This is a genomic window from Burkholderia sp. RF2-non_BP3 (genome assembly GCF_001522185.1).
GTDB classification, from domain to species: domain Bacteria; phylum Pseudomonadota; class Gammaproteobacteria; order Burkholderiales; family Burkholderiaceae; genus Burkholderia; species Burkholderia diffusa.
The window spans coordinates 178,791-202,264 of the sequence record NZ_LOSU01000051.1 but is presented as its reverse complement, the minus strand read 5'-3'; the positions used below and the strand labels follow the sequence as shown (position 1 = coordinate 202,264).

Here is a 23,474-nt window from a genome sequence, read left to right as displayed (position 1 = left end):
CGTCCGCTTGATCCCTTGTTCCAATTGCCACCTCTTCGTCTCGGCGAAAAAGTGTCAACCTATTTCAGGACGGGTCAATGCCATGAAAAAAGCCGCCGTGCGCGAAGCACGGCGGCTTTTTTTGTCGGCTGCGCGGCGCTGTGTCAGGCCACGCGTTCGCCGGTCGGTGCGGTGCCGTCGGGCGCGTGATGGCGGCCGTGCTGCTTCGCGAGCAGGTCGCGGTACAGGCCCGGGCGGTTGCGCAGCACGTCGGGGCTGCCGTCGTCGATCACCTTGCCGTTGCTCATCACGATGATCCGGTCGAAGTTGCGCAGCGTCGACAGCCGGTGCGCGATCGCGATCACCGTGCGGCCGACCATCAGGCGGTCGAGCGCGCTCTGGATCGCTTCCTCGGATGCGCTGTCGAGCGCGGACGTCGCTTCGTCGAGCAGCAGGATCGGCGCGTTCTTCAGGATCGCGCGGGCGATCGCGATGCGCTGGCGCTGGCCGCCCGACAGCTTCACGCCGCGGTCGCCGACGATCGTGTCATAGCCTTCCGGCATCGCCTCGATGAACTCCGAACAGCGGGCGTCGCGCGCGGCGGCGAGCACTTCGTCGCGGGTCGCTTCGGGCCGGCCGTATGCGATGTTGTCGTAAATGGTCCGGTGTAGCAGCGAGATGTCCTGCGGCACGAGCGCGATCGCGTGCCGCAGGCTGTCCTGCGTGATTGCCTTCACGTCCTGCCCGTCGACCTTCACGGCGCCGTCCTGCGTGTCGTAGAAGCGCTGCAGCAGCGCGAGCACGGTCGACTTGCCGGCGCCCGACTTGCCGATCAGGCCGACGCGCTGGCCCGGTTCGATATGGAGATCGAAGTGATCGAGGATCGCGCGGCGGTGCGGATATGCGAACGTCACGCGTTCGAAATCGACGCGCCCGCCCTTGGCCGACAGCGGTTGCGCGTCGGATCGGTCCGGCATCCCGTGCGGCTCGAGCAGCGTCTTTACGGCTTCGGACAGGCGTGCCACGTGCTGCGTGACGTCGACGAGCGCGACCGCCAGATCGCGCGTGCCGTGCAGGATCGTGAAGCCGAGCGAGCTGACGAGCACGATGTCGCCGGAGGTCGCGCGGCCCTGGTCCCACAGCCACAGCGCCCAGCCGAGCAGGCCGGCGGACAGCATTGCGGTGATCACCGCGTGCAGCAGGCGCAGCTTCTCGAGATAGAGCAGGCTTTGCTGGCGCGCGTCCATCTCGGCCTTCACCGTCGCGCCGAAGCGCTTCTGTTCGCGCAGCGTCATCCCGAACGCGCGCACGAGGCCCATGTTGCCGATCACGTCGACGAGCTCGCCGTCGACCGCGGCGGCCTTCGACGCGAACGCGTGATGGCGCGCGGATCCGCGCCCGGCGAGCTTGAACAGCACGATCGAGAGCACGGCCGAACAGCCGAGCAGGCCGGCGGCCATCAGCGGGTTCACGACGATGATCATCAGGATCGCGCCCATCACCGCGATGCACGGCGGCAGCACGTTCCACGCCATCGTGTTCTCGGACGTATAGACGGCGTTCGACGTGGCGGTGATGCGGCTCGCGAGCGTGCCCGGCTGCTTTTCCGAGTAGTACGTCGGCGAGTGGCCGATCAGGTACTGGAACAGGTCGCGCCGCAGGTCGCCGGTAACCGCGACGAACGTGTGCGCGGCGACCCAGCCGCCGACGCGCCACAGCAGGTTGTCGGCCGCGATCAGCCCGACGAGCAGCGCGAACGCGCTCCACAACGGGCCCGGATGATGACGCCCGGTCGCGAGCACGTCGATCAGGTGTTTGATCGCGTATTGCGAGCCGAGCGCGCAGCCGACGGCGGCCACCACGCTGCAGAGCACGACCAGGTGCGCGACGGGATGCAGGCGGATGTAGCGGAACAGGAACGCGATCGGCCGATGCGCGTAGCTCGACAGCTTCGCGTTGTGGGCGTTGCGCTGGGCAGGGGTGAGAGATTCCAAAATATGCGTGCGGTGATTCGGTGATTGAGCTGATCGATGGATCGCAGCCCACGGTCGCCCGGACTGAATAATCCGGCATTGTAAACAAGGCCGTGCATTGCGCTGCGCGAATCTTGCCTTGGTCAGGGGCGCGCGATCAATTTTGAGATAAAATCCGGCATCCTGTCCTGCCGCATGCGCCGGAATCGCGATGCCGGCGGCGGGGGATGGCTCGGAACGCCAAAAGGGCCTTCCACTCTAGAACGGACGCCCAAGTCCGCGGGTTGCAAAGTGTTGCACCTTTGTAACAAAGTAAAGTGTTTGAAATGTTGTGCGCCGTATCGGGATTAACCCTAGATAATCGGCTCCGGGTTCGATTCCAGGTTTTTACGAACCCCTGTCAACGGGTCTTCGTTTCAAACGTTCTATGCCTGTCGCGTCGCCGACGCTCCTTGAGCAGCGCGGGTTCGACGCCCCCGGCAGGCTGATTCGTCCGACTTTCGGACGACATGCATCCAGCCCGGACCGCCGGCAGGTTGCCGACCCATACCTGGTTTTTAGCCGATTTTTTAGGAGTTACGCATGCGAATCGCCCAAATCGCTCCGTTGCACGAAGCGGTGCCCCCGAAACTGTACGGTGGTACCGAGCGAGTGGTGTCCTACCTCACCGAAGCTCTCGTCGAGATGGGGCATGACGTCACGCTCTTCGCGAGCGGCGATTCGCAAACGTCGGCGAAGCTCGAAGCGTGCTGGCCGCAGGCGCTGCGCCTCGACCCGACGATCCGCGACGTGATGGCTCCGCACATGCTGCTCCTCGAGCAAGTGCGCCGCCGTGCGGAAGAGTTCGACGTCCTGCACTGCCACATCGACTACTACCCGTTCTCGCTGTTCTCGCGCCAGCCGGTCCCGCATCTGACGACGATGCACGGCCGTCTCGACCTGCCGGAACTGCAGCCGATCTTCAACGCGTTCAGCGACGTGCCGGTCGTGTCGATCTCCGACAACCAGCGCATCCCGCTGCCGCAGGCGAACTGGCTGTCGACCGTGTATCACGGCCTGCCGGAAAACCTGCTGACGCCGATCCCGAACGTGAAGCCGAGCTACCTCGCGTTCCTCGGCCGCATCTCGCCGGAGAAGCGCGTCGACACCGCGATTCGCATCGCCGAGCAGGCCGGCCTGCCGATCAAGATCGCCGCGAAGCTCGACAAGGCCGACCGCGCGTACTACGAAGAGAAGATCAAGCCGCTGTTCGCCCTGCCGCACGTCGAGTACATCGGCGAAATCAGCGAGTCGGAAAAGACCGAATTCCTGGGCAACGCGCACGCGCTGCTGTTCCCGATCGACTGGCCGGAGCCGTTCGGCCTGGTGATGATCGAGGCGATGGCCTGCGGCACGCCGGTGATCGCATTCAAGCGCGGTTCGGTGCCGGAAGTGATCGAAAACGGCGTGTCGGGCTTCGTCGTCGAAGACGAACTGTCGGCCGTCGCGGCGCTCAAGCGCCTCGATACGCTGCCGCGCGAGAAGGTGCGCGCCGCGTTCGAAGCACGTTTCTCGTCGAAGGTGATGGCGCAGAACTACGTGAAGGGCTACGAGGAACTGCTGCGCCAGAAGCGCCGCACGGTGCTGCGCGAAGTCAACGCAAGCTGATGCCGGAGCGCCGGCCGCACTGCGGCTGAGGCCGTCATCGACGCCCCGTCCGGGTCCCCGGCGGGGCGTTGTCACATCTGCGGCGCCGATCTGTTGTATTCTCGCCGCGCCCGGCGCCGCGAACGGCCCCGGAAGCGGTCCGGCACGCCATCCGGCCGTCTGTCCAGACGGTAATGTCCCTATAATGGCCGTGCCGCGAAATCCGGCCCCGCACGAACATCGAGAGGAGAGCAGTCTTGGCGAGATCGAAAACCACGCGCGCAGCGCCGGCCCCCGGCGCCGGCGTGATCTTCGCGTTGCGCGCGATCGGTCTCGTGCTGCTCGCGCGCTGGCTGTTCTCGATGTCCCAGATGGGCTATCGCGCGTCGCTGTCGGCGATGGTGTCGTCGCCATGGGCGTTCGTCTATCTCGTGCTGATCTTCCTGCTGCTCGCGCTGCCGGGCGCCGTCGCGCGCGCCGAGCGGCCGTTCCATCCGCTGCCGCAGTGGCTGCGACAGGCGCTGCGGGTCTTCGCGCTGATCGGTTTCCTGTTTGCCGTGTGGTCCATCGGCGCGTTCGCGTGGGCGGCCGGCTGGCGCCGTGCGCTGCACGCGGTGACGGCGACCAACGGCTGGCTCGTCGCCGCGCCGGCGCTGTATGCGGCGATCGTGTGGATGTGCCGCCCGCGGCCGCTGTGGCGCACCAACGTGGCCGCGCGCCGCTTCGCGGTCGGCCGCTACGCGATCTCGCTCGATACGCTCACGCGTACCGCGATCGTCTGGATGGAGAGCCGCAAGGTCGGCCAGTACGACGCGCGCGAACTGTCGGTCCGCTGGCCCGGCCGGAGCACGGCCGCCGAAGCCGAGCAGGGTGCGCAGGCGGCCGCCGTGCCGCCGCGTCGCGGCAGCCTGTTTCGGCGGCCGAAGGTGGAACTGCTGTGGGATTCGCCGGCGGCCGTCGGTCATAACCGGCAGATCGTGATGCGCGCGCCGCTCGCGACCGAGGGCGACCGCGTGGCGGTGCTCGCGCTCGACGCCGCGCTCAAGCAGATCGTCTGACAAGGCCTGCGCGGCGCGCGGGCGACAAGGAGGCGCAATGATCGTTCGCTGGTTGCTGGCAGCCGTTCACCTGATGGCGTTCGGCGTCGCGTTTGCCGCGATCGCGGGGCGCAACCGGGCGCTGCGCCGGGTCATCGCGTCGGCGCAGGCCGCCGACCTGCCCGGCGTGTTCAAGGCCGACGCGGCCTGGGGATTGTCCGCGCTGGTGCTGATCGCGACGGGACTCACGCGCGCGTTCGGCGGTTTCGAGAAGGGCGCCGCGTATTACCTTCACGAGCCGCTCTTTCATCTCAAGATGACCGCGCTCGTGCTGATCCTGCTGCTCGAGATCGTGCCGATGCTCGGGCTGATCCGCTGGCGCATCGCCGCGCGGCAGCAGCAGATGCCCGATCTGGGCCGCGCACGCACCTACGTGCGGATCGGCCACTGGCAGGCCGTGCTCGTCATGGTCATCGTGTTCGCCGCGGCGGGAATGGCGCGGGGGATCGGGGCGGCCGGCTAGTCTCTCGACCGGGCGGACCCGCCGCCCGGCTCGTCCGGTGCTCAGCGCACGAGGCAGGGGCGCTTGTTGTTGAACGTCCACCCCGGAATCAGATACTGCATCGCGGCTGCATCGTCGCGCGCGCCGAGGCCGTGCTGCTTGTACAGCTCGTGCGCGACCGCGACCGCATCCATGTCGATGTCGATGCCGAGACCCGGACGCTTCGGCACTTCCACGAGCCCATTCTCGATCTTCAGCGGCTCGCGCGTCAGCCGTTCGCCGTCCTGCCAGATCCAGTGCGTGTCGATCGCGGTGACCTGACCGGGCGCGGCGGCCGCGACGTGCGTGAACATCGCGAGCGACACGTCGAAGTGGTTGTTCGAATGCGAGCCCCACGTGAGGCCCCAGTCGCGGCACATCTGCGCAACGCGCACCGAGCCCTGCATCGTCCAGAAGTGCGGGTCGGCGAGCGGGATGTCGACCGCCTGCAGCTGCACCGCGTGGCCCATCTGCCGCCAGTCGGTCGCGATCATGTTGGTCGCCGTCGGCAGGCCGGTCGAGCGGCGGAATTCGGCCATCACCTCGCGGCCCGAGTAGCCGTTTTCCGCACCGCACGGATCTTCCGCATACGCGAGCACGTGATGCAGGTCGCGGCACAGCCGCACGGCCTCGTCGAGCGACCACGCGCCGTTCGGATCGAGCGTCACGCGCGCTTCGGGGAAGCGCTCGGCGAGCGCCGTCACGGCTTCGACCTCGCGTGCGCCTTCGAACACGCCGCCCTTCAGCTTGAAATCGTTGAAACCGTAGCGCGCATGCGCGGCTTCGGCGAGGCGCACGACCGCCTCGGGCGTCAGCGCGGCCTCGTCGCGTACGCGCGTCCAGTCGTCGGTCGCGCCGCGGCCATCGCGGTAGGGCAGCGCGGTTTGCGTGCGGTCGCCGACGTAGAACAGGTAGCCGAGCATCTCGACGCGCTCGCGCTGCTGTCCCTCGCCGAGCAGGGCGGCCACGGGCACGCCGAGATGCTGGCCGAGCAGGTCGAGCAGCGCGGCCTCGAGCGCGGTGACCGCGTGGATCGTGGTGCGCAGGTCGAAAGTCTGCAGGCCGCGGCCGCTCGCGTCGCGGTCGGCAAAGGTCCGCCGCACGTCGTTGAGCACCGCATGGTAGTTGCCGACCGGCTGACCGACGACGAGCGCGCGCGCATCCTCGAGCGTGCGGCGGATGCTTTCGCCGCCCGGCACCTCGCCGACGCCGGTGCGGCCCGCGCTGTCCTTCAGGATCACGAGGTTGCGGGTGAAGAACGGGCCGTGCGCACCGCTCAGGTTGAGCAGCATGCTGTCGTGGCCGGCGACCGGAATGGCTTGCAGGTCGACGATGCGCGGCGTGTCGTGGGAAGGCGAGGCAGTGACGGCGTTCATGGCGGCGATGGCGAAAGTGTGGGCAATGCCGTGCGGCAAAAGCTTTGCCGCGCGCGGCGGGAGGTGCGATCATTCGACAACCGACGTGCGCGGCGCGCAAGCCCCGCATGTCGACAGCAACCCGAAAGGGTGGGGGCGACCCGCTCGATGCCGGTGTCGCGGCGGACCGGAACAAGCGCGGATGCGCGCTTCGGTCGACCGTGAAACCGGGCGCCGGCAGCCGCGCAGAAGCGCGAATGTCGGCCGATCGCGAACCACGGGACCTGGCAGGTGCTTGTACGCCGGCCTCGGTCGACAGGAGATCCGTGGCTCGATCATCAGTCGTCGGATGACTTGTGACGCAGTATAATGAATCATCGGCGTTCGCTCAAACCCCGCGTAAACCCTCGGCTCACATTACGATCATTCAAAAAGGAACCGGCCTCATGTCCGTGCCCACGCTTCCCGCAGCGCCGCGCCGTCGCGCACGCAGCCTCGCACAAGATGTCGTCGACGCGCTGACCGCGCAGATCGAAAACGGCACGCTGCGTCCCGGCGACAAGCTGCCGACCGAAACCGAAGTCATGGCGGCGCAGGGCGTCAGCCGCACGGTCGTGCGCGAAGCGATCTCGCGGATGCAGGCGAGCGGCCTCATCGAGACGCGCCACGGGATCGGCAGCTTCGTGCTCGAACCGACGCGCCGCCAGACGCTCGGCATCGATCCCGCGACCATCACGACGCTGCGCGACGTGCTTGCCGTGCTCGAGCTGCGCATCAGTCTCGAAAGCGAATGCGCGAGCCTCGCGGCGCAGCGCGCGAACGATACCGACCTCGCCGCGCTGCGGCGTGCGCTCGACGCGATCGCGTCGGGGGCGGGTGGCGGCCGCGACACGGCCCAGCTCGATTTCCAGTTCCACCTGCAGATCGCGCAGTCCACCGGCAACCGCTATTTCGTCGACATCATGACGCAGCTCGGCGCGTCGATCATTCCGCGCACGCGCGTGAATTCGGCGCGCTTCGCCGGTGACGACCTCGAGCGCTATGTCGGCCGGCTCAATCACGAGCATGAAGACATTTACGAGGCGATCGCGCGTCACGACCCGGAAGCCGCGCGTGCCGCGATGCGCACGCACCTGACCAACAGCCGCGAGCGGCTGCGCCGCGCGCACGAGGCGGCCGAAGCGGAACGCGATACGCAGGCCAGCTGACGAGACGGCCCGCGCATTGCCGCGGGCAACGGCGAATATCGCCGAAATAACATCAGTCATCGTATAAGATCGGCGCGATTGCGCCGATCGTTTTATTGCCGGCTACCCATTCGTCGGTATCCGCCTCGCGCGTGTGAAGGCGGGGCGGCGTTCCCGCCACCGCCCGCGCCCCGGCGGCCTGGCTGTCCAAGCCGCCCATCCCGCTCGATCAGCCTCCCTTCGTCACGATGGTCTTCCACGCACCGCTCTTCACCTGATACAGCGTCGACATCCCGCTCTTCAGCGAGCCGTCGTTCGCGAACGAGATGCGGCCGGTGACACCTTCGAAGTCGACTTTCTTCAACGCCGGGCGATAGACCTTCGGATCGGTCGAGTTGACCGCCTGCATCGCCTTGATCGCCGCCCACGCCGCGTCGTAGCCGAACTGCGCATACGACAGCACGTCGACGCCGAAGCGCTTCTTGAACCGCTGCTCGAAATCCTTGCCCTGCGGCAGCTCGTCGAGCGGTCGTCCGTATTCCCACGCCATCGCGCCTTCCGCGGCCGGGCCGGCGATCTTGATGAACTCGTTGTCCTTCACGCCGCCGCCGCCGACGAACTGCGCGTTCAGCCCGAGCTGGCGCATCTGCTTGATGAAGTTTGCGGCGAGCGAGTCGAGACCGCCGAAGAAGATCAGGTCGGGGTTCTTGCCCTTCAGGCTCGTGATCTGCGCGCGGAAGTCGACCGCCTGGTTGCTGGTGAACTCGCGGCCGATGATGTTGCCGCCGGCCGCCTTCACGGCCTTCTCGAACTCGTCGGCCTCGCCCTGGCCGAACGCGGTGCGGTCGTCGATGATCGCGATGCGCTTCGCCTTGGTCACGTCCACGGCGTACTTGCCCGCGTTGCCGGCGTTCTGGCCGTCGGTCGCGATCACCATGAACATGTTCGCGAGCCCGCGCGACGTGAGCGTCGGATTGGTCGCGGCCGGGTCGATCACCGGGATGCCGGCCTTGTCGTAGACCACCGACGCCGGAATCGTCGTGCCCGAGTTGAAGTGGCCGACCACCACCGACACGTTCTGGTCGACGAGCGCCTGGGCCGCCTGCACGCCGATGCGCGGGTCGGCCTGATCGTCCTGCACGACGAGATTGAAGTGCGCGGGCTTGCCGGCGATCTGGATCTTCTGCGCGGCCGCATCGTCGAGCGCGAGCTGCACGCCGTTCTGGAGATCCTTGCCGTAACCGGCGTTCACGCCGGTGAGCGGCGCGGCGAAGCCGACCTTCACGTCGGTCGAGTCGGCCGCCTGAGCGGCCTGTTGCGAGAGGAGAGCTACCGCGGATACGACCGATACCGACAACAGGGAATGACGCAATTTCATGTTCGTTCCTCTTGTTCTTACACCAGCGGGTGGATACCGCACGCAGCCGGCGGGCCGGGCGCGTGCGACGGGCGGGCGGTTCGACCGCTTCTCGGAATCGGGCGGGGAGGTCGGCATGCTGATGCTTCCCGGAAGAATCTCCCGTCAGGCTCTGCGAGGAGCCCCGATCGCCTCGATATATAGGTCGCCGATATGTGCGGGTCTTGGGAATTTGCCGCGCATTCGGTGCGGATTTGCGCATAGCTTCCACGCGAGCGCGGATGGCCGGTATCGGGAGTTTCCCGTCGCGAGCGCGACGGGCGGGGAGGCGGGCGGCGGTGCGGAGTGAGAACACGGCGCGGCCCGCCGGGGCCGCGCCGCGTCATGAGAGCCGTCAGTCGGACAGCGCGTCCGATGCGGCTTCGGCGTCGTCGTGCGCCGAGGTCGTGCGGATGGCCGGGTCGCTGGTGCTCGGGCGGCCGGTCTCGACGTGGCCCGCGAAGCGGCGCTGGAAGCCGAGCGGCTTGCCGTCGCTGACGGTCAGGTCGTACCAGCCGTTGCTGCCGCGCAGGTCCCAGTAGTCGTCGACGTGCGTGCCCGGCTTGAGGTCGAACTCACGCGCGTGGCCGTGGCCGTAGGCGTTCGTCACCTTGAGCCGCACGGCTTTGTGGCCGCGGTTCATCAGGCGCAGCGTGATGTTGCCGTTCGCGACGTCGTAGCCGTAGATCACCTCGGGGTTGACGCTCGCGGGGCCGACCGCCAACGCGGCGGGGCTGCGGAAGTGGCAATAGAAGCCGTTCGGGCCGTACACGTCGAGGTCGTACAGGCCGAGCGACGGCGCCGGGCTCCACGTGTCGGAAAGCCGCTTGCCGGCGTCGACCGTGTAGGTCCACGGGCCGTCGACGCGATTGCGCGCCTGAACCTGGAACGCCGCGCCCGCGGTGCCGGTGTTCGCGAAGGTCAGCCGGAACTGGCCGCTCGCATTGTCGATCCGGCCGTGCACGAACAGTTCATACGGCAGCGCGCGCGCCGGACGCAGGCCGGCCTCCTGCTTCGGCAGATGCTGGACGACCGGCGGCACCGGGATGTAGTCGGGGTGACGGTTGCGGTCGGGCGGCGCGTAGCCGCTCGTGTCCGGGAGCTGCGGCCAGCTTGCATCGGGCGTCGCGAAGTCGAACGCGGACGTCAGGTTGCCGCACACCGTGCGGCGCCACGGCGACACGTTCGCCGCGGTGACCGCGTATTGCGCGCCGAAGCGCGCTTCGATGAATTGCAGCAGAGACGTGTGATCGAAGGTCTGCGAACAGACCCAGCCGCCCTTGGTCCACGGCGACACCACCAGCATCGGCACGCGCGGCCCGAGCCCGTACGGGCCGGCCATGTGCGACGCGTCGCCGGCGAACACCTCGTTGGTCGTCGCGACCGTCGACAGCCCGTTGTCGCGCGACTGCGGCGCGAACGGCGGCTGCACGTGGTCGAAGAAGCCGTCGTTTTCGTCGTACGTGATGAAGAGCGCGGTCTTGCTCCACACGTCCGGATTCGACACGAGCGCCTTCAGCACCTGCTCGATGTACCACGCGCCGTAGTTCGCCGGCCAGTTCGGGTGCTCCGAATAGGCTTCCGGCGCGCAGATCCACGACACCTGCGGCAGCGTGCCGTTCTTCACGTCCTGCTGCAGCACGTCGAACAGCGTGCCGCCGGCGCTGATGTTGGTGCCGGTGCGCGCCTTTTCGTACAGCGGCGTGCCGGGCAGCGCGCTGCGGTACTGGTTGAAGTAGAGCAGCGCGTTGTCGCCGTAGTTGCCGATGTACGGGTTCTGCGTCCAGCCCCACGAGCCGTTCGCGTCGAGCCCCGTGCCGACGTCCTGGTAGATCTTCCACGACACGCCGGCCTGCTCGAGCACTTCCGGATAAGTCGTCCAGCCGTAGCCCTTTTCCTCGTTGCCGAGCACCGGGCCGCCGCCCGTGCCGTCGTTGCCGACGTAGCCGGTCCACATGTAATAGCGGTTCGGGTCGGTCGAGCTCGGGATCGCGCAGTGGTACGCGTCGCAGATCGTGAACGCATCGGCGAGCTGATAGTGGAACGGGATGTCGTCGCGCTTCAGGTACGCCATCGTCGTGGTGCCCTTGTTCGGCACCCACTGGTCGTAGCGGCCCTTGTTCCACGCGGCGTGCATGTCCTGCCAGCCGTGCGGCAGGTCCTGCAGGAACTGCAGGCCGAGCTTGTCGGCGCCCGGGTGGAACGGCAGCAGCTCGGCCGGGCCGACCGGCTGGTGGAACACCGACTTGCCGTTCGCGAGACGCAGCGGGCGCGGGTCGCCGAAGCCGCGGACACCGCGCATCGTGCCGAAGTAATGGTCGAACGAGCGATTCTCCTGCATCAGGATCACGATGTGTTCGATGTCGCGGATCGTGCCGGTACGGCGGTTCGCGGGAATGGCGAGCGCATCGCGGATCACGGGCGGGAACAGGTTCAGCGCGGCGGCGCCGGCAGTGCCGGCGGCGACGCGCAGGAAGTCACGACGGTTCGATCGGGTCATGGTCGTTATCGTGCGTTAAAGGGGGAGCCGGTTGGCGGGACATGCGGGAAATAACGGGCGCGTCCGCGGCGCAGGATGCGGCTGCGCCAGTCGTGCCGCCGCGAGCATAGCGAGTATTCGGTGTCATTCATGTGAAGTCCGGAAACGTTTGCACGCGCGGCATTGAACGGACAACGGCCGACGGTCGTGATGCAAGGGAAGCGGGGATGCGGACAGCAGAACAGCAGAACAGCAGAACAGCAGATCGCGCGCGCCGGCGACGCGGATGCGGCGGCGTCAGGCGTCCGTCACCCACGCGCCGAACCATTCGCTCGGGCGCGCGATTTCATCCTGCGCGGCAACGAGTTCGAGCTCGTAGCGGCGCGCGTCGTAGGTCGCCTTCACGACCGCGTGCACGGCCGCGAGCGTGTGCTCGAACGCGGCGCGCACCGAATCGCCGCGCAGCCGGCGCGCGACGAAGATCGCGCTGGTGAGGTCGCCGACGCCGACCGGATGGCGCGGAAACGCATACAGCGGGCGCTGGCCGATCCACGCTTCGGTCTCGGTGACGGCGAGCATGTTGAAGCGGTCGGCCGGGCTGTTGCGGTCGTGCAGGTGCTTGACGAGGATGATCTTCGGGCCGCGGCGGATCAGCGCGCGGCAGGCGTCGACGGCTTCGGCGACGGTCTCGATGCGCCGCCCGGCGAGCTTCTGCAGCTCGGTGTGGTTCGGCGACATGCCGTCCGCGAGCGTCGGCATCTCCTGGACGATGAATTCCTCGACGCCGGGTTCGGGCCGGATGCCGCCCGTCTGGCCCAGCGCCGGGTCGCAGAAGTACCACGCGTTCGGGTTCATCGCCTTCACCGTGCGCACGATCTCGACCGTCGCGCGCGCCTGCGCCGGCGAGCCGACGAAGCCGGACAGCACCGCGTCGCAGCGCTTGAGCGCGCCGATCGCGGCGACGCCGTCGACGAGCTGCTCCATCTTCGCGGCGTCGATCGCGCTGCCGGCCCAGTGGCCGTACTGCATGTGATTCGACAGCTGGACGGTGTTGAGCGGCCAGACGTTGACGCCGAGGCGCTGCATCGGGAACACGGCCGCGCTGTTGCCGGCGTGTCCGTAGATGACGTGCGACTGAATGCTGAGGACGTTTTTCATGAGCGTTCGCCTGCAGGCGTTTCAGGGTCACGTCACACGATACCCGAGATCGTCGCGTGCGCGGAAGTCGCGCGGTCATCGAGTGTTGCGCGCCGTCGTCAGCCCGACCGCGTAGAATCGCGGGGCGCGCAGCCGCCTGGCTGCCCGCGTGCATTTCCCTTTACCGTGATCGCCATGCCTTCGATTTGCAAGATGTTGTCCCTCGCGCGCGCCGCCGTGCTCGGCGCGGGTGTCGCTGCCGCATGCGCGACGCCAGCCGCGGCCGCCGTCCCGGCGCCGGCCGGTAACGACGGGCCCGTGTACGGCCCCCGCCTGGAAGGCTTCGCCTATCCGGAGCCGGTGCACCGCTACGCGTTCGTGTCCCAGCGCGAAACCCTCGAGATGATGTACATGGACGTGCAGCCGGCGCACCCGAACGGCCGCACCGTCGTGCTGCTGCACGGGAAGAACTTCTGCGCGGCGACGTGGGAGGACACGATCGGCGTGCTGAGCCGCGCCGGCTATCGCGTGATCGCGCCGGACCAGATCGGCTTCTGCAAATCGTCGAAGCCCGAGCGCTACCAGTTCAGCTTCCAGCAGCTCGCGCGCAACACGCATGCGCTGCTCGAGTCGATCGGCGTGAAGTCGGCGACGATCGTCGGCCATTCGACGGGCGGGATGCTCGCGATGCGCTACGCGCTGATGTACCCGAAGGCGACTGAGCAGCTCGTGCTGGTGAACCCGATCGGCCTCGAGGACTGGAAAGCGCTCGGCGTGCCGCCGCTGTCGGTCGACTACTGGTATGCACGCGAGCAGAAGACGACGGCGGACGGCATCCGCCGCTACGAGCAGGCGACCTACTACGCGGGCAAGTGGGCGCCGTCCTACGAGCGCTGGGTGCAGATGCTCGCCGGCATGTATCGCGGCCCGGGCCGCGACGCGGTCGCGTGGGACTCCGCGCTGATCTACGACATGATCCTCACGCAGCCGGTGGTCTACGAACTCGGCGCGATCCGCGTGCCGACGCTGCTGCTGATCGGCGACAAGGACACGACCGCGATCGGCAAGGACGTGGCGCCGCCCGAGGTGCACGCGAAGCTCGGCCGTTACCCGGAGCTCGCGAAACGCACGCAGGCGGCGATTCCCGGCGCGCAGCTCGTCGAATTCCCGGCGCTCGGGCACGCGCCGCAGATCCAGGACCCGGACGCGTTCCACAAGGCGCTGCTCGAAGGCATGGAGACGGTGCACCCGCAGTGACGCCTGCACGGGCGCACCCGCCCGGTCAGCGGGTTTCGTTCGCGAGTTCGTCGCGGATCTGTGCCGCCAGTTCGAACGAGCGCACCCGCGCGGCGTGATCGTGGATCTGCGCGGTGATGATGACCTCGTCCGCGCCCGTTTGCGCGATCCGGTCGCGCAGCTTGTCGCGCACCGTGTCGCGCGAGCCGACAGCCGCGAACGACAGCGCGTGCGCGACGTTCGCGAGTTCGAACTCGCTCGCCTCGAGCGTGTCGACGGGCGGCGGCAGCTTGCCCGGCGTGCCGCGGCGCAGGTTGATGAACTGCTGCTGCAGCGATGTGAAGAGGCGCCGCGCCTCGTCGTCGGTATCGGCCGCGAACACGTTGACCCCGACCATCGCATGCGGTTTCGGCCACGCGGCCGACGGCCGGTACTGCGCGCGATAAAGCTCGAGCGCGCGCATCAGGTAGTCCGGCGCGAAGTGCGACGCGAATGCGAACGGCAGCCCGAGCATCGCGGCGAGCTGCGCGCTGAAGAGGCTCGAACCCAGCAGCCACACGGGCACGTCCAGCCCCGCGCCGGGCACCGCGCGCACGCGCTGGCCGGGCACCGGTTCCGCGAAGTAGCGCTGCAGCTCGGCGACGTCGTCCGGAAACGCGTCGGCGCTGCCGATCAGGTCGCGGCGCAGCGCGCGCGACGTGGTCTGGTCGGTGCCGGGCGCGCGGCCGAGCCCGAGGTCGATGCGCCCCGGATACAGCGACGCGAGCGTGCCGAACTGCTCGGCGATCACGAGGGGCGCATGGTTCGGCAGCATGATCCCGCCCGAGCCGACGCGGATCGTCTTCGTCGCGCCCGCCACATGACCGATCACGACGGCGGTCGCCGCGCTCGCGATGCCGGGCATGTTGTGATGTTCGGCGAGCCAGTAGCGCCGGTAACCGAGACGCTCCGCGTGCTGCGCGAGATCGACGGTGTTGCGGAACGCCTGGGCGGCGTCGGCACCGACGGGAATGGGGGCGAGATCGAGTACGGAAAACGGAATCATCGGGTGGCCTTCGAAGGGGAGGGGCGCGGTGATGCGCATGCGCAACAGATGCCGACGATTTTGCCAAAGGGTTCCGGAACGCGCTGGCGACGCACGGATACCCATGAGCCTTTCAGGGGTGCAAGGTAAGGTCTGGCGATTGTTGCAAGAATCAACCTAATCTCAGAATAATTACCAATCTTTACGGCGATTGGGCATGTCTTCGCATCGACGCACAAAATTCCACGAAACGTTTGATTTTCAAGACTGCAATATGCCTGCAAAGCGCTTACGCTAACGTGAACGAGGTGGTATCAGAATGGTTCGTCGGCCGCACAGCTTTGCCGAAATTGCACCAGTCCGTTTCGCGAGGCGTCCGAGCGCGGGGCGGCGCGGGCTGATAAAATCCGGCGCCTGCCCATGTTGTGCCGATGGCAGCTATTCGAATCTTCCCGCATCCCGTCCCGGGCATCGCGCGAGGATATGCCACGCGAAGCCGGGCATGGCCGCCTTCGGGGACCGGGCCGTGCCTCCCCTTTACACAGACGCTGCTGGAACAAGGAGTCGGGTCGTGCCCGCGTTCGTTGCTGTCGGAATATCCAATCACGTTCAACCCGGTTCGATCGATCGGCAGGGCGCGCGCGTTGCCGGAGAGCGTCGCGCATGACGCCGGCCGTCACGTTGCTGGACTGGCTCCTGACGGTGTTTACGCTGGCCGCGGCCGGCTATGCGCTCGTTGCCGCGTTCGCGCCGCGTCCGCGCACGCCGCGCACCGCCGCGCGCGACGGCTTCGAGCCCGTCAGCGTGCTCAAGCCGCTGTGCGGCGCGGAGCCGCACCTGTACGAGAACCTCGCGACGTTCTGCGAGCAGCGCCACCCGCGCCATGAAGTGCTGTTCGGGGTCGCGTCGGCGGCCGATCCGGCCATCGCCGTGGTCGAGCGGCTGCGCGCCGATTATCCGGAATGCGACATCACGCTCGTGATCGACGCGCGCGTGCACGGCAAGAACCTGAAGGTCAGCAACCTGATCAATCTGGCGGAGCGCGCGAAGTACGGCCGCATCGTGATCGCGGACAGCGACATCGCGGTGCAGCCGGATTATCTGGAGCGCGTGACGGCGCCGCTCGCCGATGCGTCGGTCGGGGTCGTCACGTGCCTGTATCATGCGCGCAGCGTCGGCGGGTTCTGGACGCGGATCGGTGCGCAGTTCGTCGATGCCTGGTTCGCGCCGTCGGTACGGATCACGCACCTCGGCCGCTCGAGCCGCTTTGGCTTCGGCGCGACGCTCGCGCTGACGCGCGACACGCTCGACCGGATCGGCGGCTTCATCGCGCTGAAGGACGAACTGGCCGACGATTTCTGGCTCGCCGAACTGCCGCGCCGCCTCGGGCGGCGCACCGTGCTGTCCGAGGTCGAGGTCGCGACCGACGTGATCGAGCCGTCGTTCGGGCCGCTCTGGCACCGCGAGACGCGCTGGCTGCGCACGATCCGTTCGCTGAATCCGGCCGGCTTCGCGTTCCTGTTCATCACGTTTACCGTACCGTGGCTCGCGATCGGCGCGGCATTGGCGCTGCGTCTCGACGGCACCGTCGCCGGCACGCTGGCGGGTGGCGCGGCCGTCGTCGGCGCGTTCGGGCGGCTCGTGCTGCACGCGCGCGGCGAGGACGGCTGGCGTGCGTTCTGGCGCGATCTGCCGCTCGTCGCGGTGCGCGACACGCTGCTCGCGCTCGAATGGCTCGCGGCCGCGTTCGGCACGCACGTCGTGTGGCGTGGCGCGAGGATGACGGTCGTCGGCGGTGAACGCGCGACGGCGGCAGTGGAAGGCGGGGACGGCCGCTGAGGTGTGTTCCCCGACGGAGCCGGCCATGCGCCCGGCCCCGATCGAATCCGGCCCGAAGGCCGAGACGCGCCGCGCGGCAACGCCGCGCGACGCGACATGACAGAGAGGCGGGCGCCGGCAGGGCGGCCCGCGGTTGATTGACTGAATCGTTGAAACGAATCGAACTATGCAGGCTACCGGAGCATTCATGAAAACGCTGTTCTTGCAGGCCCCTTCGTATGACGGCTTCGACGGCGGAGCCGGCTCGCGCTACCAGGCGAAGCGCGAAATCCGTTCCTTCTGGTACCCGACGTGGCTCGCGCAGCCGGCCGCGCTCGTGCCGGGCAGCCGCGTCGTCGACGCGCCGGCCGACGGCCTGTCGGTCGAAGAGACGCTGAAGATCGCCAACGACTACGACCTCGTGATCATCCACACGAGCACGCCGTCGTTCCCGACCGACGCGATGTTCGCGCAGGATCTCAAGAAGATGAAGCCGTCGATGCTGGTCGGCATGGTGGGCGCGAAGGTGATGGTCGATCCGCACAACTCGCTCACGGCGAGCGAGGCGATCGACTTCGTGTGCCGCGAGGAATTCGATTACACCTGCAAGGAAATCGCCGAAGGCAAGCCGTTCCCCGAGATCAAGGGCTTGAGCTGGCGCGCGAAGGACGGCTCGATCGAGCACAACGAAGCGCGTCCGATCCTCGAGAACATGGACGAACTGCCGTTCGTTGCGCCCGTCTACAAGCGCGACCTGAAGATCGACAACTACTTCATCGGCTACCTGAATTACCCGTACGTGTCGATCTATACGGGCCGCGGCTGCAAGTCGCGCTGCACGTTCTGCCTGTGGCCGCAGACGGTCAGCGGCCATCGCTACCGCACGCGCTCGGTCGAGAACGTGCTCGCCGAAGCGAAGTGGATCCGCGACAACATGCCGGAAGTGAAGGAACTGATGTTCGATGACGACACCTTCACCGACGACCTGCCGCGCGCCGAAGCCATCGCCATCGGTCTGGGCAAGCTCGGCATGACGTGGTCGTGCAACGCGAAGGCGAACGTGCCGTACAAGACGCTGAAGGTCATGAAGGAAAACGGCCTGCGCCTGCTGCTGGTCGGCTTCGAATCCGGCGACGACCAGATCCTCGTGAACATCAAGAAGGGCGTGCGCACCGATTTCGCGCGCCGCTTCAGCGCGGACTGCAAGAAGCTCGGCATCAAGATCCACGGCACCTTCATTCTCGGCCTGCCGGGCGAGACGCAGGAAACCATCAAGAAGACGATCGAGTACGCGAAGGAAATCAATCCGCATACGATCCAGGTGTCGCTCGCCGCGCCGTATCCGGGCACGACGCTCTACAAGCAGGCCGTGGAAAACGGCTGGATGGAAGAGAACAAGACCATCAACCTGGTGAGCAAGGAAGGCGTGCAGCTGGCGGCGATCGGCTATGCGCACCTGTCGCGCGACGAGATCTATCACCACCTCGAGCAGTTCTATCGCCAGTTCTACTTCCGTCCGTCGAAGATCTGGGAGATCGTCCGCGAGATGCTGACGAGCTGGGACATGATGAAGCGCCGGCTGCGCGAAGGCGTCGAGTTCTTCCGCTTCCTGCGCGCGCACGAGGCCTGATTCGTGACGACGCAGCGGGCGCTGATCTTCACCGCGGACGACTTCGGGCTGCACCCGCGCGTCAACGCGGCGGTCGAGCGCGCGCATCGCGACGGCGTGCTGAACGCCGCGAGCCTGATGGTCGGTGCGCCCGCGGCGCAGGATGCGATCGACCGCGCGCGGCGGCTGCCGTCGCTCGCGGTCGGTCTGCACCTCGTTCTCGCGGACGGGCCGGCCACGCTGCCCGCGCATGAAATTCCCGCGCTCGTCGGCCCCGACGGGCGGTTCGGCGATGCGATGGCGAAGGACGGCTGCCGCTTCTTCTTCCTGCCGCACGTGCGTGCGCAGCTGCGCCGCGAGATCCGCGCGCAGTTCGAGGCGTTCGCGGCGAGCGGCCTGCCGCTCGACCACGTGAACGCGCACAAGCATTTCCACCTGCATCCGACCGTGCTGTCGATGATCATCGAGATCGGCCGCGATTACGGGCTGCGCGCGGTGCGGCTGCCGTACGAAACGCGCGCGCCCGCGCTGCTCAAGCCGTGGATCGCGCTGGTGCGCGCGCGGCTCGACCGCGCGGGGCTCGCGCATAACGACTATGTGGTCGGGATCGAGCATACGGGCGCGATGGACGAGGCCGTGCTGCTCGACGCGCTCGCGGCGCTGCCGCCCGGCGTCGGCGAGATCTACTGTCATCCGGCGGAAGCGGGCGACGGCCCGATCACGCCGACGATGGCCGACTACCGCCCGGTCGACGAACTGGACGCGCTGCTGTCGCCGCGCGTGGCGGCCGCACTGAAGGCGGCGGGCGTCGCGATCGGCGGTTTTGCCGACGTGTTCGGCCAGCCGGCGGCGCGGTGCGGCACGCGAGCGTCGCGCGAAGCGGGGGCGCAGCCGTCATGACCAAGTGGATCAAATGGCTCGGCTGGCCGATCGGCATCGGGATCCTGCTCGCGCTCGGTTTGCACGAAGGTATCGGCGACGTGACGCGGATGCTCGAGCGCGCCGGTTTCGCGCTGCTGTGGCTCGTGCCGTTCCACGCGCTGCCGCTGCTGCTCGACGCGTATGCGTGGCACCAGCTGCTCGACCGGCGCGCGTCGCTGCCGTTCCTGTGGTGGGTCGCGACCGTGCGCGAAGCCGTGAACCGGCTGCTGCCGGTGGTCGGGATCGGCGGCGAGCTGGTCGGGATCCGGATGGCGCGCTGGCAGGTGCCCGACGCGAGCCGCGTGACCGCGTCGGTGATCGTCGAGGTGCTGGTGACGATCGTCGTCCAGTATGCATTCGCCGCGCTCGGCCTCGTGCTGCTGCTCGCGACGACGCACGACATGGGCGGCGGCACGATCGGCCTCGCGCTGCTGCTGACGCTCCCGCTGCCGGTGCTCGGCGTCGTGTTGATGCGTCGCGGCGGGATCTTCCATGCGATCGAGCGGTTCGCGGGGCGTCTGCTCGGCGATTCGCACCGGTTGCTGCAGGGCGTCGACGGCCGCCGCCTCGATGGCGACATCGACGCGCTGATGTCGCGCACGTCGCTGCTGTTCAGCGCGTTCTTCTGGCAGTTGTCCGGCTACGTGCTCGGCGCGCTCGAAATCTACTGGGCGCTCGCGCTGCTCGGCCATCCGGTATCGATCGGCGGCGCGATCGCGATCGAGGCGATGACGCAGGCCGTGCGGCATGCGGCATTCATGGTACCGGGCGGCCTCGGCGTGCAGGAGGCGACCGTCGTGCTGCTCGCGCAGATGTTCGGCGTCGATCGCGAGACGGCGCTGTCGCTCGCGCTGGTCAAGCGCGGCCGCGAGGTGCTGTTCGGCTGCCTGGCGCTCGGTTCGTGGCAACTGGCCGAACTGGTGCGCACGCGCCGCCGGATCAAGGCGGTGCCAGCCGGGGCGCGCACCCCGCAGGCACGCCGCGAGGCCGAGGTGCAAACCGAAACGATGCAGTGAACACGAGACGGGCCGCGCGCCCGTCTCGCGCTTTTGGCGTTGCACGGGTATCCTTGCCGCGTGTTTTCTCGACGCGCATTTCTTCCGATGATTTTCCGTTTCCGGCTGCTTCCCGTGACGATGCTGGCCGCCGCGCTGGCGCTGACCGGCTGCGACGACAAGCAAGGCAATCTCGACGTGCAACGTATCAGGGACTTTTTCAACGCGATCAAGCCGGCGCCGCTGCTGCTCAAGGGGCTGAAGGCCGGCGTATCGACCGAAGCCGACGTGCGCGCCACGATGGGCAAGCCCGAGACCGAGCGCGCGTTCACCGACGGCTCGAAGCGCCTCGAATATCCGCGCGGCCCGATGGGCAACCAGACCTGGTTCGTCGACCTCGACGCGAGCGGGCACTACACGGGCGCGACGCAGGTGCTGACCGCCGAGAACTTCGCGAAGGTGCGTCCCGGAATGACCGAGGACGAAGTGCGACGCCTGCTCGGCAAGCCGGGCGACATCGCGCAGTATCCGCTGAAGCCCGAGACGGTGTGGAGCTGGCGCTGGCTCGAGGACGGCGTGAACACCGACGCATTCTTTAACGTTCATTTCGGCCCGGACGGGCTTGTCTATACGACTTCGCGCTCCGACATCCTGAAGGGGCGGTGAGACCACCCGCGGCGCTATATCGAAAAAGCGACCGGAAAATTGCAAAAAGTCCGCTTCCCTGCATGTCATCCGACTGTCAGGAAGCGGCTTTTTTCCTTTTGAAACAGTGGCGTAGGCCTTGCCTGCAAATGGTGCGACGAATTGCTGCGACGCAGCAATCGCATGCACTGTGATTTGAGGCAATCAATTTCGCTTGCGACTATCCGCGTCAGCCCGGCGCGGGAAGGTATGCGTGCCGGTGTTCATATCAACACTGGAGACGCGCGTGTTCCTTTACGGCTTTGGTCCTGTCCTCTGGGCCGGCACCGTGCAGACCATCGAGCTGTCGGTGCTGTCGCTCGCCGCTGCGGTGGCGCTGGGGCTGATCGGCGCGGTGGCGAAGCTGTCGCACAACCGGGTGCTGCGAGCGATCGCGACCGGTTATACGACGCTGATCCGCTCGGTGCCCGATCTCGTCCTGATGCTGCTGCTGTTCTACAGCATCCAGATCTGGCTGAACCAGTTCACCGACCTCGTCGGCTGGGACCAGATCGACATCGACCCGTTCGTCGCCGGCGTGCTGACGCTCGGCTTCATCTACGGCGCGTACTTCACCGAGACGTTCCGCGGGGCGTTCCTGTCGGTGCCGCGCGGCCAGCTCGAGGCCGGCGCGGCGTACGGGATGAGCGGGATGCGCGTGTTCGTGCGGATCATGTTTCCGCAGATGATGCGTTTCGCGCTGCCCGGCATCGGCAACAACTGGCAGGTGCTCGTGAAGGCGACCGCGCTGGTGTCGATCATCGGTCTCGCGGACGTCGTGAAGGCCGCGCAGGACGCCGGCAAGAGCACGTTCAACATGTTCTTCTTCATCCTCGTCGCGGCGCTGATCTACCTCGCGATCACGACCGTTTCCAACCTCGTGCTGATCCAGCTCGAGAAGCGTTATTCCATGGGCGTGCGGCACGCAGAACTATGATCGAGATCCTCCAGGAATTCGGCCAGGCGTTCCTTTACTGGGACGGCCAGCGCCTCTCCGGCCTTGCGGTGACGCTGTGGCTGCTCGTCGCGTCGATTTCGCTCGGCTTCGTGTGCGCGGTGCCGCTCGCGGTCGCGCGCGTGTCGAAGAAGAAGTGGCTGTCGATGCCGGTGCGGTTCTACACGTACGTGTTCCGCGGCACGCCGCTCTACGTGCAGCTGCTGCTGATGTACACGGGCATGTACAGCCTCGAGTTCGTGCGGTCGCACTCGCTGCTCGACGCGTTTTTCCGCAGCGGTTTCAATTGCGCGATCCTCGCGTTCGCGCTGAACACCTGCGCGTACACGACCGAGATCTTCGCCGGCGCGATTCGCGCGATTCCGCACGGCGAGGTCGAGGCGGCGCGTGCTTACGGTATGTCGCCGTTCACGATGTACCGCCGGGTGATCCTGCCGTCGGCGCTGCGCCGCGCGCTGCCGCTGTACAGCAACGAGGTGATCCTGATGCTGCATGCGACCACCGTCGCGTTCACGGCGACCGTGCCCGACATCCTGAAGGTCGCGCGCGACGCCAATTCCGCGACCTACATGGCGTTCCAGTCGTTCGGAATCGCCGCGCTGATCTATCTTGCGGTATCGTTCGCACTCGTCGCGGCATTTCGCCGGGCGGAGCGCCACTGGCTCGCGTATCTCGCGGCCGGCCGTCATTGATTTCACTTCGAGGAGAGCCAGTTGGCCGAGATCACTCAAACGAGCGCGTCCGCTTCCGTCAAGCTTGCCGCCGTCGACATTCACAAGCGCTATGGCGATAACGAGGTGCTCAAGGGCGTGTCGCTGAACGCGAAGGCGGGCGACGTCATCAGCATCATCGGCGCGAGCGGTTCGGGCAAGAGCACGTTCCTGCGCTGCATCAATTTTCTCGAGCGGCCGAATGCGGGGCAGATCGTCGTCGACGGCGAGGCCGTGCGCACGAAGACCGACCGCGCCGGCGCGCTCGAGGTTGCCGATCACAAGCAGTTGCAGCGCATCCGCACGAAGCTTGCGATGGTGTTCCAGCACTTCAATCTGTGGGCGCACATGAACGTGCTCGAGAACGTGATGGAAGCGCCGGTGCACGTGCTCGGCATTTCGAAGAAGGAAGCCGAGGAGCGTGCGCGCGAGTACCTGGAGAAGGTCGGCTTGCCGCCGCGCGTCGAGAAGCAGTATCCGTCGCATCTGTCGGGCGGCCAGCAGCAGCGCGTCGCGATCGCGCGCGCGCTGGCGATGCATCCCGACGTGATGCTGTTCGACGAGCCGACTTCGGCGCTCGACCCGGAACTGGTCGGCGAAGTGCTGAAGGTGATGCAGAAGCTGGCCGAGGAAGGCCGCACGATGATCGTCGTCACGCACGAGATGGGTTTTGCGCGCAACGTGTCGAATCACGTGATGTTCCTGCATCAGGGGCGGACCGAGGAAGAGGGCGATCCGAAGGAGGTGCTGGTGCGTCCGCAGAGCGAGCGTCTGAAGCAGTTCCTGTCGGGCAGTCTCAAGTAACGCGAAAG

The 23,474-nt window shown here is 67.3% G+C and carries 20 protein-coding genes; 14 read left to right on the top strand and 6 right to left on the bottom strand.

The features are described 5' to 3' along the window. Positions 1–189 (top strand): hypothetical protein (locus WS45_RS35895; RefSeq protein ID WP_218921642.1); only part of this gene is annotated, 189 nt, incomplete at its 5' end. Here WS45_RS35895 and WS45_RS24915 read toward each other — a convergent pair. After that, positions 144–1,973: an ABC transporter ATP-binding protein gene (locus WS45_RS24915; protein WP_059523678.1), complete on the bottom strand. Its 1,830-nt coding sequence runs from the start codon at positions 1,971–1,973 to the stop codon at positions 144–146. The two genes, WS45_RS35895 and WS45_RS24915, sit on opposite strands and share 46 nt — an antisense overlap. Positions 1,974–2,534: 561 nt before the next feature. Here WS45_RS24915 and WS45_RS24910 point away from each other — a divergent pair. From WS45_RS24910 to WS45_RS24900, 3 genes are all read left to right on the top strand, one after another. Further along, positions 2,535–3,599, top strand: a complete 1,065-nt coding sequence (locus tag WS45_RS24910; protein WP_059523676.1) for a glycosyltransferase family 4 protein — start codon at positions 2,535–2,537, stop codon at positions 3,597–3,599. A 236-nt stretch (positions 3,600–3,835) separates the two neighbouring features. Further along, positions 3,836–4,636 carry a hypothetical protein gene (locus tag WS45_RS24905; protein ID WP_059691102.1) on the top strand — a complete coding sequence of 267 codons (801 nt, stop codon included), beginning with the start codon at positions 3,836–3,838 and terminating at the stop codon, positions 4,634–4,636. A 37-nt stretch (positions 4,637–4,673) separates the two neighbouring features. After that, the gene (locus WS45_RS24900; RefSeq protein WP_059702187.1) at positions 4,674–5,138 is read left to right on the top strand and encodes a DUF2214 family protein; all 465 of its coding nucleotides are present in this window, start codon (positions 4,674–4,676) and stop codon (positions 5,136–5,138) included. A 41-nt stretch (positions 5,139–5,179) separates the two neighbouring features. Here WS45_RS24900 and gudD read toward each other — a convergent pair whose 3' ends face one another. Continuing rightward, positions 5,180–6,532, bottom strand: coding sequence for a glucarate dehydratase (gene gudD, locus WS45_RS24895; RefSeq protein WP_059702185.1), 1,353 nt, complete (start codon positions 6,530–6,532; stop codon positions 5,180–5,182). 425 nt (positions 6,533–6,957) lie between these two features. Between gudD and WS45_RS24890 the strand changes: the two genes are divergently transcribed. Further along, positions 6,958–7,719 carry a FadR/GntR family transcriptional regulator gene (locus WS45_RS24890; protein WP_059465220.1) on the top strand — a complete coding sequence of 254 codons (762 nt, stop codon included), beginning with the start codon at positions 6,958–6,960 and terminating at the stop codon, positions 7,717–7,719. Between the two features lie 208 nt (positions 7,720–7,927). Here the strand turns inward: WS45_RS24890 and WS45_RS24885 are convergent, their stop codons facing one another. The 3 genes from WS45_RS24885 to pdxY form a co-directional block, all read right to left on the bottom strand. Further along, positions 7,928–9,076: a branched-chain amino acid ABC transporter substrate-binding protein gene (locus tag WS45_RS24885; RefSeq protein ID WP_059691105.1), complete on the bottom strand. Its 1,149-nt coding sequence runs from the start codon at positions 9,074–9,076 to the stop codon at positions 7,928–7,930. A gap of 373 nt (positions 9,077–9,449) precedes the next feature. Then, the gene (locus WS45_RS24880) at positions 9,450–11,594 is read right to left on the bottom strand and encodes a phosphocholine-specific phospholipase C (protein WP_059702183.1); all 2,145 of its coding nucleotides are present in this window, start codon (positions 11,592–11,594) and stop codon (positions 9,450–9,452) included. A gap of 276 nt (positions 11,595–11,870) precedes the next feature. Then, entirely contained in the window at positions 11,871–12,731 is an 861-nt protein-coding gene (gene pdxY, locus WS45_RS24875) for a pyridoxal kinase PdxY (protein WP_059702181.1), read from the bottom strand. A 174-nt stretch (positions 12,732–12,905) separates the two neighbouring features. Here pdxY and WS45_RS24870 point away from each other — a divergent pair, with 174 nt between their 5' ends. Further along, the gene (locus tag WS45_RS24870; protein ID WP_059702179.1) at positions 12,906–13,967 is read left to right on the top strand and encodes an alpha/beta fold hydrolase; all 1,062 of its coding nucleotides are present in this window, start codon (positions 12,906–12,908) and stop codon (positions 13,965–13,967) included. A gap of 25 nt (positions 13,968–13,992) precedes the next feature. On the opposite strand, the gene WS45_RS24865 is transcribed toward WS45_RS24870, so the two are convergent. Further along, complete coding sequence (locus tag WS45_RS24865; RefSeq protein WP_059523841.1) at positions 13,993–14,991, bottom strand: LLM class flavin-dependent oxidoreductase; 999 nt, start codon at positions 14,989–14,991, stop codon at positions 13,993–13,995. Between the two features lie 642 nt (positions 14,992–15,633). Here WS45_RS24865 and hpnI point away from each other — a divergent pair. The 8 genes from hpnI to WS45_RS24825 all read left to right on the top strand — a co-directional run bounded on the left by hpnI (position 15,634) and on the right by WS45_RS24825 (position 23,466). After that, positions 15,634–16,809 (top strand): bacteriohopanetetrol glucosamine biosynthesis glycosyltransferase HpnI, encoded by a 1,176-nt coding sequence (gene hpnI / locus WS45_RS24860; RefSeq protein WP_059691107.1) that lies wholly within the window; start codon positions 15,634–15,636, stop codon positions 16,807–16,809. A gap of 166 nt (positions 16,810–16,975) precedes the next feature. Continuing rightward, on the top strand, positions 16,976–18,418 hold the full coding sequence (gene hpnJ / locus WS45_RS24855) for a hopanoid biosynthesis associated radical SAM protein HpnJ (RefSeq protein ID WP_306426965.1): 1,443 nt from the start codon (positions 16,976–16,978) through the stop codon (positions 18,416–18,418). A gap of 3 nt (positions 18,419–18,421) precedes the next feature. Beyond that, positions 18,422–19,297: a hopanoid biosynthesis-associated protein HpnK gene (gene hpnK, locus WS45_RS24850; protein ID WP_059702177.1), complete on the top strand. Its 876-nt coding sequence runs from the start codon at positions 18,422–18,424 to the stop codon at positions 19,295–19,297. Next, positions 19,294–20,334, top strand: coding sequence for an HpnL family protein (locus WS45_RS24845; RefSeq protein WP_059702197.1), 1,041 nt, complete (start codon positions 19,294–19,296; stop codon positions 20,332–20,334). Before hpnK ends, WS45_RS24845 begins: the two co-directional genes overlap by 4 nt. 87 nt (positions 20,335–20,421) lie before the next feature. Then, positions 20,422–20,979, top strand: coding sequence for a hypothetical protein (locus WS45_RS24840; RefSeq protein ID WP_059691110.1), 558 nt, complete (start codon positions 20,422–20,424; stop codon positions 20,977–20,979). A 265-nt stretch (positions 20,980–21,244) separates the two neighbouring features. Continuing rightward, positions 21,245–21,934, top strand: a complete 690-nt coding sequence (locus WS45_RS24835) for an ABC transporter permease (protein WP_059523652.1) — start codon at positions 21,245–21,247, stop codon at positions 21,932–21,934. Beyond that, positions 21,931–22,644 (top strand): ABC transporter permease, encoded by a 714-nt coding sequence (locus WS45_RS24830; RefSeq protein WP_059447650.1) that lies wholly within the window; start codon positions 21,931–21,933, stop codon positions 22,642–22,644. Before WS45_RS24835 ends, WS45_RS24830 begins: the two co-directional genes overlap by 4 nt. 21 nt (positions 22,645–22,665) lie before the next feature. Then, on the top strand, positions 22,666–23,466 hold the full coding sequence (locus WS45_RS24825) for an ABC transporter ATP-binding protein (protein ID WP_006488736.1): 801 nt from the start codon (positions 22,666–22,668) through the stop codon (positions 23,464–23,466). The last annotated feature ends 8 nt before the right edge of the window (positions 23,467–23,474 follow it).

Excerpts from the sequence above, each read along its gene's own strand:
- WS45_RS24890 (WP_059465220.1), top strand. The coding sequence starts at position 6,958 with ATGTCCGTGCCCACGCTTCCCGCAGCGCCGCGCCGTCGCGCACGCAGC.
- WS45_RS24845 (WP_059702197.1), top strand. The coding sequence starts at position 19,294 with ATGACCAAGTGGATCAAATGGCTCGGCTGGCCGATCGGCATCGGGATC.
- WS45_RS24900 (WP_059702187.1), top strand. The coding sequence starts at position 4,674 with ATGATCGTTCGCTGGTTGCTGGCAGCCGTTCACCTGATGGCGTTCGGC.
- WS45_RS24870 (WP_059702179.1), top strand. The coding sequence starts at position 12,906 with ATGCCTTCGATTTGCAAGATGTTGTCCCTCGCGCGCGCCGCCGTGCTC.
- WS45_RS24885 (WP_059691105.1), bottom strand. The coding sequence starts at position 9,076 with ATGAAATTGCGTCATTCCCTGTTGTCGGTATCGGTCGTATCCGCGGTA.
- WS45_RS24830 (WP_059447650.1), top strand. The coding sequence starts at position 21,931 with ATGATCGAGATCCTCCAGGAATTCGGCCAGGCGTTCCTTTACTGGGAC.
- pdxY (WP_059702181.1), bottom strand. The coding sequence starts at position 12,731 with ATGAAAAACGTCCTCAGCATTCAGTCGCACGTCATCTACGGACACGCC.
- WS45_RS24880 (WP_059702183.1), bottom strand. The coding sequence starts at position 11,594 with ATGACCCGATCGAACCGTCGTGACTTCCTGCGCGTCGCCGCCGGCACT.
- WS45_RS24910 (WP_059523676.1), top strand. The coding sequence starts at position 2,535 with ATGCGAATCGCCCAAATCGCTCCGTTGCACGAAGCGGTGCCCCCGAAA.
- gudD (WP_059702185.1), bottom strand. The coding sequence starts at position 6,532 with ATGAACGCCGTCACTGCCTCGCCTTCCCACGACACGCCGCGCATCGTC.
- WS45_RS24840 (WP_059691110.1), top strand. The coding sequence starts at position 20,422 with ATGATTTTCCGTTTCCGGCTGCTTCCCGTGACGATGCTGGCCGCCGCG.
- hpnI (WP_059691107.1), top strand. The coding sequence starts at position 15,634 with ATGACGCCGGCCGTCACGTTGCTGGACTGGCTCCTGACGGTGTTTACG.
- hpnJ (WP_306426965.1), top strand. The coding sequence starts at position 16,976 with ATGCAGGCTACCGGAGCATTCATGAAAACGCTGTTCTTGCAGGCCCCT.
- WS45_RS24865 (WP_059523841.1), bottom strand. The coding sequence starts at position 14,991 with ATGATTCCGTTTTCCGTACTCGATCTCGCCCCCATTCCCGTCGGTGCC.